We start from the raw sequence: 14532 nt of genomic DNA, 5'->3' as shown, positions 1-14532 counted from the left end.
AAATGACGGCATTATTTATAAATAAATTGAGGCAAGAACATGTTAACTTATCCTGCCATTGACCCAGTTGCATTTTCTATCGGGCCATTGAAAGTACACTGGTATGGCTTGATGTATTTAGTTGGAATTACTATTGCTTGGGGATTAGCGCAGTGGCGTGCCAAGCATTACAAATTAAATTGGACAAGTGAGCAGATTAGCGATCTTATTTTTTATGCCGCCTTAGGTGTGATTTTAGGTGGCCGATTAGGTTATATGCTCTTTTATAACACGCAGCAATTTATCAGTAATCCCCTCATGTTTTTTAAATTATGGGAAGGTGGGATGTCTTTTCATGGCGGATTACTAGGTGTTGCTATCGCATTGACATTATATGCGCGTAAAATAAAAAAGCCATTTTTAGAAGTTGGCGATTTTGTAGCGCCCTTAGTTCCCTTAGGCTTGGCTGCGGGTAGGCTTGGTAATTTTATCAATGGTGAATTATGGGGACGGGTTACCGATGCACCTTGGGCCATGGTATTTCCACACTCAGATGGCTTGCCGCGTCACCCTTCTCAATTATATGAATTTGGATTAGAAGGCATTGCCTTATTTATTTTAGTTTGGTGGTATGCAGCAAAGCCGCGGCCTGCTGGCTGTGTTTCTGCGATTTTTTTAATTGGTTATGCATGTAGTCGCTTAATTATTGAATTTTTTCGGGAACCGGATGCGCAAATCGGGTTTATTGCTTTTAATTGGCTAACCATGGGACAGCTATTATCCATTCCTATGCTTGCTGCGGGCTTTTGGTTATGGTGGAATAAACGATGCAAACATATTTAGCATTCTTAGAACATATCTTACAATTCGGTGTTGATAAGACCGATAGGACTGGCACGGGTACATTATCAATATTTGGTTACCAGATGCGCTTTAATTTAGCGGCAGGTTTTCCATTAGTGACTACAAAAAAGCTGCATGTACGTAGTATTATTCATGAATTATTATGGTTTTTACGTGGCGATACTAATATTGCTTATTTAAATGAAAATGGCGTTACCATTTGGGATGAATGGGCTGATAGCCAGGGTAATTTAGGGCCTATTTATGGCAAGCAATGGCGCAGTTGGCTGGCTTCTGATGGTCACACTATCGACCAATTAACTGACGTATTAAAGCAGATTAAAACTAACCCGGACTCAAGGCGGCTTTTAGTCAGTGCTTGGAATGTCGGTGAACTTGATAAGATGGCATTAATGCCTTGCCATGCGCTTTTTCAATTTTATGTTGCGCAAGGAAAACTATCCTGCCAATTATATCAACGCTCTGCTGATGTTTTTTTAGGTGTCCCATTTAATATAGCTTCCTATTCGCTACTAACCTATATGATTGCCCAGCAATGTGATCTTGAGGTAGGTGATTTTATCTGGACGGGAGGTGATTGTCATTTATACAAAAATCATTTAGAGCAGGCGCGCACGCAGTTAACAAGAGAGCCCTTTTCTTTACCGCAATTAATCATTAATCGCAGGCCAGAGACCTTGTTTGATTACAAATATGAAGATTTTAGCTTTATAAATTATCAAGCTCATCCAGGCATTAAAGCGCCTATTGCTATATAATGATAAGCCGTGCTACAGCACGGCCTTGAAATAGAGAGCAAACAGCTTATTGAATTAAGCAATTTTCCTTTTGTTTGTCGTTTTTAACTTCTTCTTTTACTTGCTTGCAAAGTGTTTGCAGCGCTGACTTTAATGCATCTAAGGTCGTTATTAGATTTTTTTCTTTAGCTGTATTTGAAGGAGTGGCATTAGCGGTTAAATTGCTCACAACTTGAAAGCCTTCACCGTTTCTTACGATTCGAATTCCAGGTGTGTTTAGGCCTTGATTGATTGCAATGGTATTGCTATTTACTTTATAGGCTTGATAGGTGGCATTGAGTTGCTGGCTTTTTCTAATTGGCAAACTATCAAACCACTTTTTAAAAGGCTCATAACTGGTTAAAGATACATGTGCTCCTTCAGTAGAAGTAAAGCCAATCTCATCTTTATTAAAAGAGAAAATTAATTCTGCAAGTTCTTCATCCATTTTCTCATGTGCTTCGGCAAAATTTAGCTGTGGTTTGAGGTGGTTCTCTATTTTATTGGGCAAGCTTTTGAACAAACCTAAGGCAGTTGACCTATTTTCTTGCGTAAGAGGTGGGGCTACTTTTTTTATTTCCTTAGATAAAAAACCCTGCGTATGTAATTCATTTGTGAAATCTAATATGAGTTTATTATCACTTGCCTCTGATTTTGCTTTGTCCCATTCGTAAGCATAAGCCCGTCGTAGCTCATCAGTGTACTTCTGTATCAGTTTTATAAATTGTTCATTTACTTTAATTAAAGGCAATAGTTCGGGGTGTTTTTTCTCAAATGTTTCAATAAGCAATTTTCCATAAAAACCATTTTGAAAGCCATGTCGACCAGTGCTATTGGCCTCTAATTTCGTAATATATTCGTCTCGCCACGTAGAATAGTTTGTATTAACCTCTGATTTAATCTGCATAATAATTCCTAAGTTTTTGGATGAAATCTTAGTAAGAATGTGGCGATTTGCTAAGAAGTGCCTGATGATGTTTATTCATTACATACTAAGTTAGTGATTAATGTATGCAATGAATATTAAGAAACTATTAAAATCTTGGTAAAAATTTACTTATTTAATTAAGTCATTAAAGAAGCCTAATTTGTCTGTTCTGTCTTTTTATGTTTTAATATTGCTCTTGTTGAATTAATTAGAGCTACTATGACTAAAAAAATTGTTTTCCTAATGGCTTTTTTAGCGACATTATTTGTATCCATTAGTTATGCCAGTAAACTTAGTAAATATTTTAATAAAATGGATGCCGAGGATAGGGCAAGACAGCAGCAGGAATGGCAACAGGATATGAATTTTAATGACTTTGCTTTTCGCCTGGATAAACGTTATAGAGATGAGCGCGGCCAATATTGCCGTGACTATGTGTTTAGAGCGCGCAGTAACCCTTATCGCCATGGCTTTTATACCGTTTGTGACGAGCGTTAATCTTTTTAAAAGCTTAGCGTTTTAGCTAAGCTTTTAATCATTTTTGGTTTGGGATTTGAATGGTTAGTGGGTCTGCTTTTATTTTCTCTCTTACTACATGATACCCAGTTCTACCATTGGCAATATAAAGTAATGACCAACCACTGACCATAGAGCCATCGCCAAAAACACAGATATCTGTTTGACCTAATGCGTTACTAAAACCACCGCTAGCGACTAAAAAGGAAATACTTGAGCCTCCTAAATTTTTACAAAAATTAAGCGAAGGATTGTTGTATTTGCCTTTCAATAGCGGCGAATCAGGCGCAATAGGGGGTAATTGCTTAATCAAGGTAGCCGCAATATTAGGTTTTGATGAAGCAAAGGTAGTTAAACCAACGGCAATGAAGCCGTTATCTATTTTAAATGTACAGAAATTTTTGCTAAAGCCTTCTACTAAGCCAGCACTTGTGCCAAATTGCGCAGGCATGGTTTCTACCTGTCCACCCGATTCATTACAATAATCGCTAAGCGCTTGCTTAAGCGTGGTAGCCGCACTTAAATTATTTATAAAAAGTGAGCAAATCAAAGCTAGAAAAGTTTTCACGAGATTACTTCCTCTGTTTTAAGGCTCTTTATAGGCTACGACCGTTGGAAATAAATGGGCCTTATCGTATATAAATTTAATATTATGAAAGCCTGTCTGCATCAACAGCTGTTTAGTTAAATCTGAGCTGCGGAAACAGCGAAATTTAGCATTAATAATATTAGCAAAAAGCGTTTGTTGTAATAATAAATGCTCTTTATTAAGGGCCGCCATGTTCCATTCGCATTCTGCGGTTAAACCAGGTGGCGGGGTTAAAAAACTAGTTACTAATTTACCGCCTGGTTTAAGGGCTTGATAAAAAAGCTTATATAATTTCGCAACCTGCTCATCGTCAGGCTCATAAATAGTTAAGCCATTGCTAGTAATTAAATCATATTCTGCTACGGCTTTAAGTGACCAAGCATTTTCTTGATGGTATTTAGTAAATTGCGTTAGTTTTTTCTCAGTTGCTATAGTTTCTGCATCTTTAAGTGTTTGCTGGTCAAAATCAATACCAATAAGTCGGCAATGGCTCACTTGACTAAAATCAAGATAAAGTAGTTCTGCCAGAAGGCCACAAGGGATGGATGCTAATACGGCCCCTTCTTTAACCATTTCTTGGCTTTCTTGCAGGAAAATATTAAAACGTTGTTGTGTGGCAAGCATGGTTGGTGCTTCATCTAAAAGAAATTTTTCTAATGAGGTAAAGGGCTGCCCCTGATTATTTTTACCGGTTTGTCGCCCTACCATCGGGTGCGTTAGCATATAATGCGTCCAGTAGCCATTGATGCCTTGGTTTTGTAATAAAAAGCGACCGAAATCAAATTCCTGTAGTGCTTCTAATAAATCTAATTGGGCTGCAACGGTTGCATGAGGTTGATCGCCTGCCTGCAAAATACGTTCTCTAGCCTGTGAGGCAGCGTCTTTAAGGGAAGAAGTTGCTTCATTATGAGAAATTAATCCCGGTTTTTTTAAAATTGACATAAATATCTCTAAATAATTAAAACTAAAAATATCATTTATGATCAATAAGCCTTTGTAAGCGCTCAATTTCATTTAATAGTTCAATGGCTAGGCCGGCACCAGCTAAATTAACGCCTAGATCGCGCGTTAACTGTAAAACCATGCGAATGCGCCGAAATGCTTCATTGTCAAATTGCCATTCATCTTGTTCATTTTTGTTTGCAGAAATAATGCCTTCATCAATGATATCGAGAATGGTGGTTTGTGAGACGCTAAAAGAATAAGTGATTTCTTGTAAAGATAAATAAAATTGCTCTTCACACTCAGTTGGTTGAGAATCATTGTGATTTTTATTCATCACTTACTCCTAAATTTTTGCGTGGATTAAACGTGGTTGCGCTGGCAATTTGCTCATATAACTTATTCACTTCAGCATTATCGGTAGTTGATATAACAATTTTTAAGGTAATAATTTGATCGCCCGGTGGTTGTCCTGGTAAGCCACGTCCTTTAAGCCGCATCTGTTTGCCGGTTTGGGATAGCTTAGGAATTTTAAGCTTTACGGGCCCGCCAAGCGTTGGCACTTGAATGGCCGCGCCTAATGTCGCTTCCCAAGGTGTAATAGGTAATTCTAAATGAATGTCTTTTTTTTCTAATTTATACCAAGGGTGAGGGGCAATATTAATTTCAATGTATAAATCCCCTTTTTGGTGTTTTCGTCCTTGATTACCCTGGCCTTTTAAGCGAATCTGTTGTTTATCAGTGACGCCCTTAGGAATTTTTACTTTAATAGCGCGAGTTTCATAGGTAGGTACGCCCTGCGGGCCCATTACAGGCTTTTGTAATTGCAATGTCTTTTCAGTCCCATGAAAACTATCTTCTAAATTAATGGTGAGTTTGGCATGAATATCTAAGGATTCTGCAAAATAATCTTCCTGCTCTTGTTGGTAACGTTGCTTGAAAATATTATTTAGGAAATCTTCAAAATCAGTAGCGCTTGTATCATCAAAATGTTGGCTATATTGATAGCTATCCGATTGTGCGCCGTGTGCGCCATGTGCTGAGCCAGGAGGGTTCTGCCAGTATTGGCCATATTGATCGTATTTTGCTCTTTTTTCAGGATCTTTTAATACGTCATACGCTTCACCTAATTCTTTAAATTTATTTTCAGCATTAGGCTCTTTGCTTACATCAGGGTGGTATTTACGTGCTAATTTTCGATAAGCTCGTTTGATTTCTTCCTGGTTTACATCGCGCTCGAGTCCCATTATTTTATAATAATCTTTATATTCCATAATTCTCTTCGCTAAGTATTATTCGCAATTAAGCATGAATGGTTATTAAATTTAGTCAGAATAATTTAATTCTACGCGACTTCTCTCCTAAATTTTTCTTACCGCAACCGCCTACTGCTTTCTAATCAGAATAGGTGGCAATCTTTGGCTGTGTCTATCACAAAACATTAAAACACCACCTATAACACCTGCAGGCATGCTAATGATGTTTAAAATGGGTATAAAACTAATAAAATTAATAAATAGACCAAAACCCAGCGATTCATCTTTGTTCTGCTTCATTAATTGGCGCATGGTTTTAAAATCAACTAAGTTATTATCCATTGCATAATCTTGGTATTGCATGCTTAAAATCCAAGAGTTAAATGCAAACCAGAGAAAAGGAAAAAAAGGATGAATAAACGGTATAAAAAATAGAACACACATCCCTAAAAAGCGGGGGAAAAAATAGCGAATAAATTGCATTTGCCGCTTAATGGTGCGCACCGTAATTTCAGCAAAGGTTAGCTCAGGAATCATTTGATTACGTAATAAATATTGCGCCCGCTCTGCTAAAAGCCCATTAAAAGGAGCGGCAACTAAATTAAATAACACCGTAAAGGTAGCAAGAAAAAAGAGAAAACAGCTGACGATGAAAAAAAATACAAAAACACCACTTAAGAAACTCAACCACGATGGTAATTGGTTAATATAATAATTAGAAAGCGGGAAAAGGTAATGATAAATAAGATAAAAAAGCCCGATAAAGACAAACAGATTAAAGATAATAGGTAAAATGACAAATCTTTTTAAGCCTTTGGTTGGCAGGTGCACCATGCCTAAAGATAGGTAACTCATCCCTTTAATAAAGTTAATCATTAAGATACGGTGTTTAATTGCTTAATAGTTAAGTATAACTCGGCCTAGGAAGGGATTAAATGGCTTAAGCTAAATTAGTTATTGAAAAGCCCCTCTCTTTAAAAAGAGAAGGGCGACGAAGGGGTATCATCAAATATTATTAATGATAACTAGGTGTCATGACGACCTTAATACAGCCATCTTCTTTTTCGCAGAATTTTTCATAAGCTGTTGGTGCTTCATCTAAGGTTATTCGATGCGAAATAACGCGCGTAGGATCAATTTTGCCGTCCATTATTTTTGCTAATAATAAAGGCAGATAGCGTTGAACATGCGTTTGGCCCATTTTAAAGGTTAATCCTTTGTTCATAGCAGCACCAAAAGGAATATTATCGGCAAAACCAAGATAAACACCTGGAATAGAAATAGTACCGCCTTTTCGACAGCACATGATTGCCTCTCTCAAGCAGCGTGGTCTATCGGAAGTTAAGTGCAATACTTGTTTTGCTTTATCAAGCATGGCATCAAATTTTGGCCCAGCATGTGCTTCAGTTCCTACGGCATCAATACAGCCATCTGGCCCCATACCTTTTGTCATGTTCATTAATTCTTCATAAACATCTTTTTCTTTAAAATTAATCGTTTCAGCTTTGCCCCATTCTTCAGCTAGTTTTAAGCGCTCTGGGACACAGTCAATAGCAATGACACGTCCTGCGCCTAACATCCAAGCGCTTTGGATAGCAAATTGGCCTACAGGCCCGCAACCCCAAATGGCAATGGTATCACCTGGTTGAATATTGCAATTTTCAGCGGCCATGTAACCTGTAGGGAAGATATCAGTTAAGAATAAAACCTGTTCATCACTGTAGCCTTCAGGAATAACCATAGGGCCGAAGTCAGCATAGGGAACTCGTGTATACTCTGCCTGGCCACCATCAAAACCGCCCATCATATGAGAATAACCAAATAACCCTGCTGGTGAATGCCCCATGCGTTCTTTAGCAATCTCAGCATTAGGATTTGAGTTTTCACACAAAGAGAATAAATTCTTTTTACAAAAAAAACATTCACCGCAAGCAATTGCAAAAGGTACAACGACGCGATCGCCTACCTTTAATTTTTTATTGGCAGAGCCAACTTCAACCACTTCGCCCATAAACTCGTGGCCTAAAATATCGCCTGATTCCATGGTAGGGACTAAGCCATTGTAAAGATGCAAATCAGAGCCACAAATTGCTGTAGCGGTCACTCGAATGATTGCATCGCGTTCATGAAGAATTTTAGGATCCTCAACGGTATCAACTCTGACATCATGCTTTCCATGCCAACATAGTGCTTTCATAATTAATTCCTTTTAAAGAGTTTTTATAGATGGGTTAAATGAATTTTTATAAAGTATTTACTTGCATATAAGTGCATAAAAAAATCATCACTTAAGTTAGTATAGTCTATGGCATTGAACCTGAAGGTAGAGGGATTTTTACTATTGCTTTTTTTCTTTAATGAATATTTAAAAAATTTATAGCAGCTCTTGCTATTACGCAATTTTTAGCATTCACTAGTAAAAAAAAGTAAGTCGTGAAAAATCAATACCTTCAGGTTTAATCAGTATAGAAATAAGTAGTGCAGAAAAGTGTCAAAGAGGTTTTAGAGGGATGATGTTACTTGAAAATTTTCAGAGATTGAAATTGGACTTACATAAAAAAAACCTAGAAATTGAATATTTACGTGCAGTTGCTATCTTAATGACGTTACTTTGTCATTTTCCAGCCGTAATCTATAGTGACTATTTCGTCAAGTTGTTCCTTATTTATAGCCCTTGGACAGGCGTTGATTTATTTTTTTGTATTTCAGGCTACGTCATTAGTAAGAGTTATATGGATTTTTTCGATCGTTATCGCAATTCTTGTTTTTGGGAAAGTTTTCAAGTCTTTTGGTTAAAGAGGGCGTATCGCTTAATTCCGGTAGCTTGGTTGTGGTTATTAATTCATTTAGTTCTAGCTTGTTGTTTTAACTCTACTCATGTATTTGGAAGTATTTATGAGAATATACGTAGTATGACAGCAGTTATGACTTTTTGGGCAAATTTAGCCAATGTAAAAGGCATACTCGAGCCTCATCCTGTCTATTGGAGCTTAGCACTGGAAGAGCAATTTTATCTTATTTTTCCGTTATTTTTATTTTTTACAGTAAAAAATGCACGTTGGAAAATACTTCTTGCTGGTATCATGGTGCAATTCTTTATTCTTAGACTTCCAAAAGAGCTAGCATGGTGCTTTAGGCTGGATGCTATGCTCTGGGGTGTTTTAATTTATCTGTTTTCACAAGCAAATCTGTATCATTTATTTAATCCTACTTTTTTAAAGAACTCATTTCTTAAAAAAGCAATCATTGTTATTTTTTTACTTTATTTACTGGGCGCTATTCCAGCGCAATTAACAGCACTGCCTATAGCAGTTGGTTTAATTGCGATGACGAGTGCTTTTTTAGTATGGCTTGCTTCTTATCAAGCAGGCTATATTCCTTTTGTTCCTATTTTATCTCCTATTATGGAATGGTTTGGCGCTCGTTCTTACAGTTTGTATTTAATACATATGCCGGCTTATCGCATAACAATGGAAGCGTGGACAAGATATGCTCATCTTCATCATGAAGAAATTAGCGGCACCTATATTCCAGCGTTAATTGTTACGGCTATTTTTTTAACCTGCTTCTTAGCAGAGCTTTCTTATCAGCTCATAGAGCAGCCTTTTAGGCGTCATGGTGCCAAATTAGCTAAGCAAAAATTAGCAAAGATGGATAGTAAAGAAGTTAAATTTCAATTAATGAATGAGCTACCCGCCATGAAATTAGACAATGTTTAACAGACCTCTGTCATAATCGCTTATGCCAAAGGTCTGTTAAAGTAAATTAATTTTTATTAGACTGGGCGCAGCCAATAACGCACGTTTCGACAGGTTTTAATAAACTGTGAACAAGCTTTTTCATCGGCTAATTCAACAAAGCCATCGTCTAACTGGTTAATAGCGCCTACTTTAGTTAATAAGGGCTGTAAGTGCTTGGCATAACCTATAAACTTACAATGTAAATAAGCATCGTTAATGAATTCTTGCACCTTAGGTAAGTTAAATAGTTCAGTGGTATGGTCATTAGCAATGAGTAAGGCAACTGCATCATAAAGTACAGAAGGTCCGCCGCCAATTTTTTCATTCACCTTAACTTTGCTGCCATCACTTAATGTAACGCCGGAAATATGAGGTGCAATAACAAAAGGTAGCGCCTTTTCAGCCATAATTGCATCAACAAGACTTGAATAAATAGCAGCATCAGCACCATCTGAAAGTAAAATCCCCACCGTTCGGCCAGCAAAGCTTGTTGGTGAGTTTTTTAAAATACTTAATTTATCAGAAGGTTTTAAACTTAAGATAGGCGGTTTAGCAGCAGGCGCAGGATTTGGTAATTGCTCAATTCCTAAGCCTTTAGCAACTGTATGAGCTAAATTTTGGTCAATATTTAATAAGTGAGTCATCATACGCACGCGAATATTTGCAGTTTCAACTTTACTTAATTCAAATACTAACGCATCACTTAAGTGTTTTTGCTCAATAGCCGTTTGGCTTAAATAAAATTGCCTGGCTTGGCTATAATGGTCGGCAAACTTTTCAGGCCGGGCTCTTAACTTAGGCCCTTCCTCATGCTGCGGATAACTACTAAAACCACGTTGGCGGTCTTCTCGCGGCCCTTCTCCCCACGAATTAGGGTTATAATTGGCTCTACCCTTAGGATTAATAAACGCCATATGGCCATCTTGTTGGAAATGAGCAAAAGGACATTTAGGCGCATTAATAGGTAAATGGGTAAAATTAGGGCTACCTAAACGCTTTAACTGCGTATCCAAATAAGAAAAATTACGCCCCTGTAATAAAGGATCGTTAGAGAAATCAATGCCCGGAACGATATTCTGCGTACAGAAGGCAACCTGCTCGGTTTCTGCAAAAAAGTTATCAACACATCGGTCAAGCACTAAGCGCCCTATGGGCTTAATAGGAATGTCTTCTTCAGGAATAATTTTAGTTGCATCGAGTACATCAAAAGGAAAACGCTCAGCAAAGGCTTCATCAAATATTTGGATGCCAAGTTCCCACTCGGGAAAATTACCTGTTTGAATAGCATTCCATAAATCACGACGATGATAATCAGGATCAGCACCATTAATTTTAACGGCTTCATCCCAGGTCACCGATTGTAAACCAAGTTTAGGCTTCCAATGGAATTTTACAAACGTGGATTTACCCTGCTGATTGACTAAGCGAAAGGTATGTACACCAAAGCCTTCCATGAAGCGAAAAGAACGAGGGATGGTTCTGTCTGACATGATCCACATCACCATATGCATGGATTCTGGCGTTAGTGAAATAAAGTCCCAAAAGTTGTCATGCGCTGTTTGCGCTTGGGGAAAACCGCGATCAGGTTCATCTTTAGCTGCATGAACGACATCAGGAAATTTAATTGCATCTTGAATAAAGAAAACGGGAATATTATTACCGACAATATCCCAATTACCTTCTTGGGTATAAAGTTTAACAGCAAAACCTCTTACATCACGTGCTAAATCAGGCGAACCTTTATTGCCTGCTACTGTTGAAAAACGTACAAATGCTGGGGTTTTTTCCCCTTTTTTCTGAAATAAATGAGCGCGAGTAAGGTCGCTTAATGACTCGTAATTTTCAAAATAACCATGTGCTCCAAATCCGCGGGCATGTACGACACGCTCAGGTATACGTTCATGATCAAAATGAAATATTTTATCGCGAAAAATAAAATCTTCTAAGAGAGTAGGGCCGGGCGTGCCAATTTTTAATGAATTATGATCATCGGCAATAGGTGCACCTTGTTGAGTTGTTAAAAGCGCCGTGTTAGCGTCAGCTAATTGATGCATATCGCCACCTTGGCCACAATAAAGCACCTGATCCTCAATTTGTACTTCCTGTAAGTCTACACCGGTTGGGTTAACATCTTTGTTATCGTCATCCATATTCATATCCCTAGTTAAAGAATATAAACAGTGTAACAGCAACTTGTAGTGAGTTGAATTTTATTAGTTATTTTCTTTAAATTTAAGTAGGTAGTGCGAGACTCGCTAATTTATGCTCATGGGCAAGCTTATCAGCTAATCGCGTTGGCTCAGGCAAGCGGTAACCTTTCGTTAACTTTAAAATCCATTCTAGTGCGCCTGCCAACTCTGCTTTGTGGCCGATTGAAATATACACAGGCTTCACCTTCAATTTAGTCCTTAAAACTGCACCGATAATTTGACCTTTTCTATCATAAAGATAAGAGTAACTGCCTTTACTAGTGCCAGGTTCTTCAGCTTGGCCATAAAGTTTACTTTTACCACAGCCGATAGTAGGGATATCATAGGCTAGCCCTATATGACAGGCTAATCCAAAGCGGCGAGGGTGAGCAATCCCTTGGCCGTCACACACAATTAAATCAGGCTTAATGCTGAGCTTATCCAGTGCCTTGCAAAGTGCTGGTACTTCACGAAAAGATAAAAATCCCGGTTGATAGGGAATTTCAATAGGCGTAATAGCTTTAGTTACTTCAACCACCTGCAGTGATTCTGCGTCTAAAGTAATAGCAACTGTAAATGCTCTATTACTTGGATAGTCATAGCCAATATCAATACCGGCAATATATTTTATCGAGTTTGGGAGTGGCTGTATTTGGATTTCTTTAGACCACTGTCGTTGATAAATAATGGCTTGTTGCACATTAAAATCATTATTTATAATTAAATTTTCAGGATTTTTTAAATTCATAAATCTATTTTAACCAGTTAACTGCAGTGGACATTTTATGAAGACTGCCTAAAATTAATAAAAGTGTTGCCAGTGTAAAAGTGATGTTTAATAGCATGTTTTCTTTAATGCCATTCACTGATTAGGTTATATACCATGTAGCTTAAACCTGATCAACCTAGCTAAGTTCTAATTAAAATTTTTGTTTATTGTATAAATTACAACGATAAAATAACTATTCCAGGATGAAAAAATTATGTCAACGATGAAAATATGTCAAAAATGTGGCGCAAAAATTGAAATTGAAGATATGGATAACCTAGAACCTATTCATGATGCATTGCCACATGAAGATGACGCGGTAGAAGATATTAATAATTTATGTGAGGATTGTGCTCATCAACAAGCCATGCAGAAAAGTTAAGTAACGCGCTAATTAATAGCTTCGCGCAGTAAGCAAAATTACTGCGCTCCGTTTTAAAATTAAAGTTGGCCGCTGCGATCACCAGTTTGGCTAGACATCGCTGTGTTATAATAACGGGTAATAGAATCACTCCACATTTTATCTGACATATTTGGCCAGTTATCCTTGTCAAATCCTGGAGAGTTCTTTAATTGCTCTTCATTTAAGGGAATTTGAAAACAATCTCGGTCTTTATTGTATGAAAAAATACTCCAGGGCATAGCAAAAAGTTTATTGCCCATACCTAAAAACCCGCCATAACTTAAAACAACATAGTTCACTTTACCACTTAATTTATCAAGCATTAAAGCTTCAATTTTTCCTAAACCTTCTTCTTGCATATTTTCAACTTTAACCCCAATGACATCGTTTGCATTGACAACATGATTAGTACTCATCGTGATCTCCTTAGTGGTCGAAATCGTTAATCTAAATCCCGTATAAATGCGTTGCATTTTACGGGATAATCTTCATTTATTTCACAGCAATTGCTGAGCGAACAGCTCTTATGCCACGAATATTTTTAGCTAAATTTGTAATATTAACGCGTTCTCTATCTGTCTCAACTTCACCTGTTAGGTAAACAACTCTATTTTTTGTTTCTACCTTAATCGGCCAATATTCCACATCTTTTTTGCCAAATAATTTTTCTTTTAAAATAGCGCCTTTTACTTTGGCAGTGATCAATGTATCGGTTAAGGGGGCTTTACTATTAGCGACCTGTAAATTTTCAGCATTGACACTATTAACATCTCTGACTGATTCAGCCAAAGCAACGGCTTTCTCATACTGTAAATCGGTTGCCACTTTACCTGCTAAGGTAACTTGGTGATTTGTTGTAGTTACTGAAATAGCTGATACGGGAACAAGCGCAGACTTTGCATAAAGTGCTTTAATCTTTGCGGTAATCGCTGTGTCTGTGATAGGGCTTTTAGCAAGGCTATTTTTATGAACGGCAGCTTCAATGGTCAGCGGAGACATCGTAGTTAATGCAAAAATACCGCATAGTAAAGATTGTTTAAACATAGTCACTCCTCATGTTTTATAGAACTGTCCTGTCCCATATTAAATAATTGGTCAATTTATTATTGAAACTTCTGTCTAATTATATTGGTAACTAATTGTGACTATCAAAGTTAACATCTGTGTGACAGACATGTCAATATATAAGACTAAATAAATAGTCAATTCTTATTTATAAAATTATAGACAAAAAGATTTTATTCAAGAGAAGGGTAATGGAAGGAAGCTAGCTTCTAAGAAGCCAGCCTTATTTAGATGTTGGGATTATTCTTTGTTACGGAAGTCTCTAATAGCTTTTTCAGCCTCATCGCGAGTATAACCATAATGTTTTTGTAACTTGCCGTAAATTTCTTGTTGATTGCCTTCTAGTTCACGGAAATCATCATCAGTTAATTTACCCCAAGCTTGCTTCATTTTACCTTTGAGCTCTTCCCAGTTACCTTCAAAAATATCTTTATTCATAATGATTCCTTATTTTTAATTTAAAAAATTTTAAAAAACAAGGCCTTAATAAAAAGGTTGCTTGGCTTTTAATTTCTA

The 14532-nt window shown here is 37.2% G+C and carries 17 protein-coding genes; 5 read left to right on the top strand and 12 right to left on the bottom strand.

Annotated elements, in window-relative coordinates; genetic code table 11:
- Window positions 1-39 precede the first annotated feature (39 nt).
- Window positions 40-822 carry a prolipoprotein diacylglyceryl transferase gene (gene lgt, locus DYE47_RS13830; RefSeq protein WP_115303926.1) on the top strand — a complete coding sequence of 261 codons (783 nt, stop codon included), beginning with the start codon at window positions 40-42 and terminating at the stop codon, window positions 820-822.
- Window positions 807-1601, top strand: a complete 795-nt coding sequence (gene thyA, locus DYE47_RS13825) for a thymidylate synthase (RefSeq protein ID WP_115303925.1) — start codon at window positions 807-809, stop codon at window positions 1599-1601. The genes lgt and thyA overlap by 16 nt, the downstream gene beginning before the upstream one ends.
- Window positions 1602-1647: 46 nt before the next feature.
- On the opposite strand, the gene DYE47_RS13820 is transcribed toward thyA, so the two are convergent.
- Complete coding sequence (locus tag DYE47_RS13820; RefSeq protein WP_115303924.1) at window positions 1648-2526, bottom strand: hypothetical protein; 879 nt, start codon at window positions 2524-2526, stop codon at window positions 1648-1650.
- Between the two features lie 240 nt (window positions 2527-2766).
- Here DYE47_RS13820 and DYE47_RS13815 point away from each other — a divergent pair, with 240 nt between their 5' ends.
- Window positions 2767-3045: a hypothetical protein gene (locus tag DYE47_RS13815; RefSeq protein WP_115303923.1), complete on the top strand. Its 279-nt coding sequence runs from the start codon at window positions 2767-2769 to the stop codon at window positions 3043-3045.
- A 37-nt stretch (window positions 3046-3082) separates the two neighbouring features.
- Here the strand turns inward: DYE47_RS13815 and DYE47_RS13810 are convergent, their stop codons facing one another.
- The 6 genes from DYE47_RS13810 to DYE47_RS13785 all read right to left on the bottom strand — a co-directional run bounded on the left by DYE47_RS13810 (window position 3083) and on the right by DYE47_RS13785 (window position 8047).
- On the bottom strand, window positions 3083-3631 hold the full coding sequence (locus DYE47_RS13810) for a hypothetical protein (RefSeq protein WP_115303922.1): 549 nt from the start codon (window positions 3629-3631) through the stop codon (window positions 3083-3085).
- Window positions 3632-3649: 18 nt separating this feature from the next.
- Window positions 3650-4594 (bottom strand): class I SAM-dependent methyltransferase, encoded by a 945-nt coding sequence (locus tag DYE47_RS13805; protein ID WP_242604209.1) that lies wholly within the window; start codon window positions 4592-4594, stop codon window positions 3650-3652.
- A gap of 31 nt (window positions 4595-4625) precedes the next feature.
- Window positions 4626-4931 carry a chaperone modulator CbpM gene (locus tag DYE47_RS13800; protein WP_115303921.1) on the bottom strand — a complete coding sequence of 102 codons (306 nt, stop codon included), beginning with the start codon at window positions 4929-4931 and terminating at the stop codon, window positions 4626-4628.
- Entirely contained in the window at window positions 4924-5868 is a 945-nt protein-coding gene (locus DYE47_RS13795) for a DnaJ C-terminal domain-containing protein (RefSeq protein WP_115303920.1), read from the bottom strand. The genes DYE47_RS13800 and DYE47_RS13795 overlap by 8 nt, the downstream gene beginning before the upstream one ends.
- 111 nt (window positions 5869-5979) lie before the next feature.
- Window positions 5980-6705: a sulfate transporter CysZ gene (gene cysZ / locus DYE47_RS13790; protein ID WP_242604208.1), complete on the bottom strand. Its 726-nt coding sequence runs from the start codon at window positions 6703-6705 to the stop codon at window positions 5980-5982.
- A 160-nt stretch (window positions 6706-6865) separates the two neighbouring features.
- Window positions 6866-8047 carry a zinc-dependent alcohol dehydrogenase gene (locus DYE47_RS13785; RefSeq protein ID WP_115303918.1) on the bottom strand — a complete coding sequence of 394 codons (1182 nt, stop codon included), beginning with the start codon at window positions 8045-8047 and terminating at the stop codon, window positions 6866-6868.
- A gap of 313 nt (window positions 8048-8360) precedes the next feature.
- On the opposite strand from DYE47_RS13785, the gene DYE47_RS13780 reads away from it, so the two are divergent.
- Window positions 8361-9569 carry an acyltransferase family protein gene (locus DYE47_RS13780; RefSeq protein ID WP_115303917.1) on the top strand — a complete coding sequence of 403 codons (1209 nt, stop codon included), beginning with the start codon at window positions 8361-8363 and terminating at the stop codon, window positions 9567-9569.
- A gap of 56 nt (window positions 9570-9625) precedes the next feature.
- On the opposite strand, the gene DYE47_RS13775 is transcribed toward DYE47_RS13780, so the two are convergent.
- Both DYE47_RS13775 and nfi read right to left on the bottom strand, forming a co-directional pair.
- On the bottom strand, window positions 9626-11740 hold the full coding sequence (locus DYE47_RS13775) for a catalase (RefSeq protein ID WP_115303916.1): 2115 nt from the start codon (window positions 11738-11740) through the stop codon (window positions 9626-9628).
- Window positions 11741-11822: 82 nt separating this feature from the next.
- Window positions 11823-12527 (bottom strand): deoxyribonuclease V, encoded by a 705-nt coding sequence (gene nfi, locus DYE47_RS13770; protein WP_115303915.1) that lies wholly within the window; start codon window positions 12525-12527, stop codon window positions 11823-11825.
- Window positions 12528-12762: 235 nt separating this feature from the next.
- On the opposite strand from nfi, the gene DYE47_RS16085 reads away from it, so the two are divergent.
- Window positions 12763-12930, top strand: a complete 168-nt coding sequence (locus DYE47_RS16085; protein WP_160149906.1) for a hypothetical protein — start codon at window positions 12763-12765, stop codon at window positions 12928-12930.
- Window positions 12931-12989: 59 nt separating this feature from the next.
- Here DYE47_RS16085 and DYE47_RS13765 read toward each other — a convergent pair whose 3' ends face one another.
- The 3 genes from DYE47_RS13765 to DYE47_RS13755 form a co-directional block, all read right to left on the bottom strand.
- Entirely contained in the window at window positions 12990-13367 is a 378-nt protein-coding gene (locus DYE47_RS13765) for a PRC-barrel domain-containing protein (protein WP_115303914.1), read from the bottom strand.
- A 76-nt stretch (window positions 13368-13443) separates the two neighbouring features.
- Window positions 13444-13995: a BON domain-containing protein gene (locus DYE47_RS13760; protein WP_115303913.1), complete on the bottom strand. Its 552-nt coding sequence runs from the start codon at window positions 13993-13995 to the stop codon at window positions 13444-13446.
- Between the two features lie 261 nt (window positions 13996-14256).
- Entirely contained in the window at window positions 14257-14454 is a 198-nt protein-coding gene (locus DYE47_RS13755) for a CsbD family protein (RefSeq protein ID WP_115303912.1), read from the bottom strand.
- Between the last annotated feature and the right edge of the window lie 78 nt (window positions 14455-14532).

It is taken from the genome of Legionella beliardensis (assembly GCF_900452395.1).
Taxonomy (GTDB): domain Bacteria; phylum Pseudomonadota; class Gammaproteobacteria; order Legionellales; family Legionellaceae; genus Legionella_C; species Legionella_C beliardensis.
Note: the sequence above shows the minus strand (reverse complement) of the source record. Positions and strands in the feature narration are given on the sequence as shown.

Coding starts and splice junctions, on each gene's coding strand:
- DYE47_RS13785 (WP_115303918.1), bottom strand. CDS start 8,047: ATGAAAGCACTATGTTGGCATGGAAAGCATGATGTCAGAGTTGATACC.
- lgt (WP_115303926.1), top strand. CDS start 40: ATGTTAACTTATCCTGCCATTGACCCAGTTGCATTTTCTATCGGGCCA.
- DYE47_RS13760 (WP_115303913.1), bottom strand. CDS start 13,995: ATGTTTAAACAATCTTTACTATGCGGTATTTTTGCATTAACTACGATG.
- DYE47_RS13775 (WP_115303916.1), bottom strand. CDS start 11,740: ATGGATGACGATAACAAAGATGTTAACCCAACCGGTGTAGACTTACAG.
- cysZ (WP_242604208.1), bottom strand. CDS start 6,705: ATGAGTTACCTATCTTTAGGCATGGTGCACCTGCCAACCAAAGGCTTA.
- nfi (WP_115303915.1), bottom strand. CDS start 12,527: ATGAATTTAAAAAATCCTGAAAATTTAATTATAAATAATGATTTTAAT.
- DYE47_RS13820 (WP_115303924.1), bottom strand. CDS start 2,526: ATGCAGATTAAATCAGAGGTTAATACAAACTATTCTACGTGGCGAGAC.
- DYE47_RS13780 (WP_115303917.1), top strand. CDS start 8,361: ATGATGTTACTTGAAAATTTTCAGAGATTGAAATTGGACTTACATAAA.
- DYE47_RS13815 (WP_115303923.1), top strand. CDS start 2,767: ATGACTAAAAAAATTGTTTTCCTAATGGCTTTTTTAGCGACATTATTT.
- DYE47_RS16085 (WP_160149906.1), top strand. CDS start 12,763: ATGTCAACGATGAAAATATGTCAAAAATGTGGCGCAAAAATTGAAATT.
- DYE47_RS13795 (WP_115303920.1), bottom strand. CDS start 5,868: ATGGAATATAAAGATTATTATAAAATAATGGGACTCGAGCGCGATGTA.
- DYE47_RS13805 (WP_242604209.1), bottom strand. CDS start 4,594: ATGTCAATTTTAAAAAAACCGGGATTAATTTCTCATAATGAAGCAACT.
- DYE47_RS13755 (WP_115303912.1), bottom strand. CDS start 14,454: ATGAATAAAGATATTTTTGAAGGTAACTGGGAAGAGCTCAAAGGTAAA.
- DYE47_RS13765 (WP_115303914.1), bottom strand. CDS start 13,367: ATGAGTACTAATCATGTTGTCAATGCAAACGATGTCATTGGGGTTAAA.
- thyA (WP_115303925.1), top strand. CDS start 807: ATGCAAACATATTTAGCATTCTTAGAACATATCTTACAATTCGGTGTT.
- DYE47_RS13800 (WP_115303921.1), bottom strand. CDS start 4,931: ATGAATAAAAATCACAATGATTCTCAACCAACTGAGTGTGAAGAGCAA.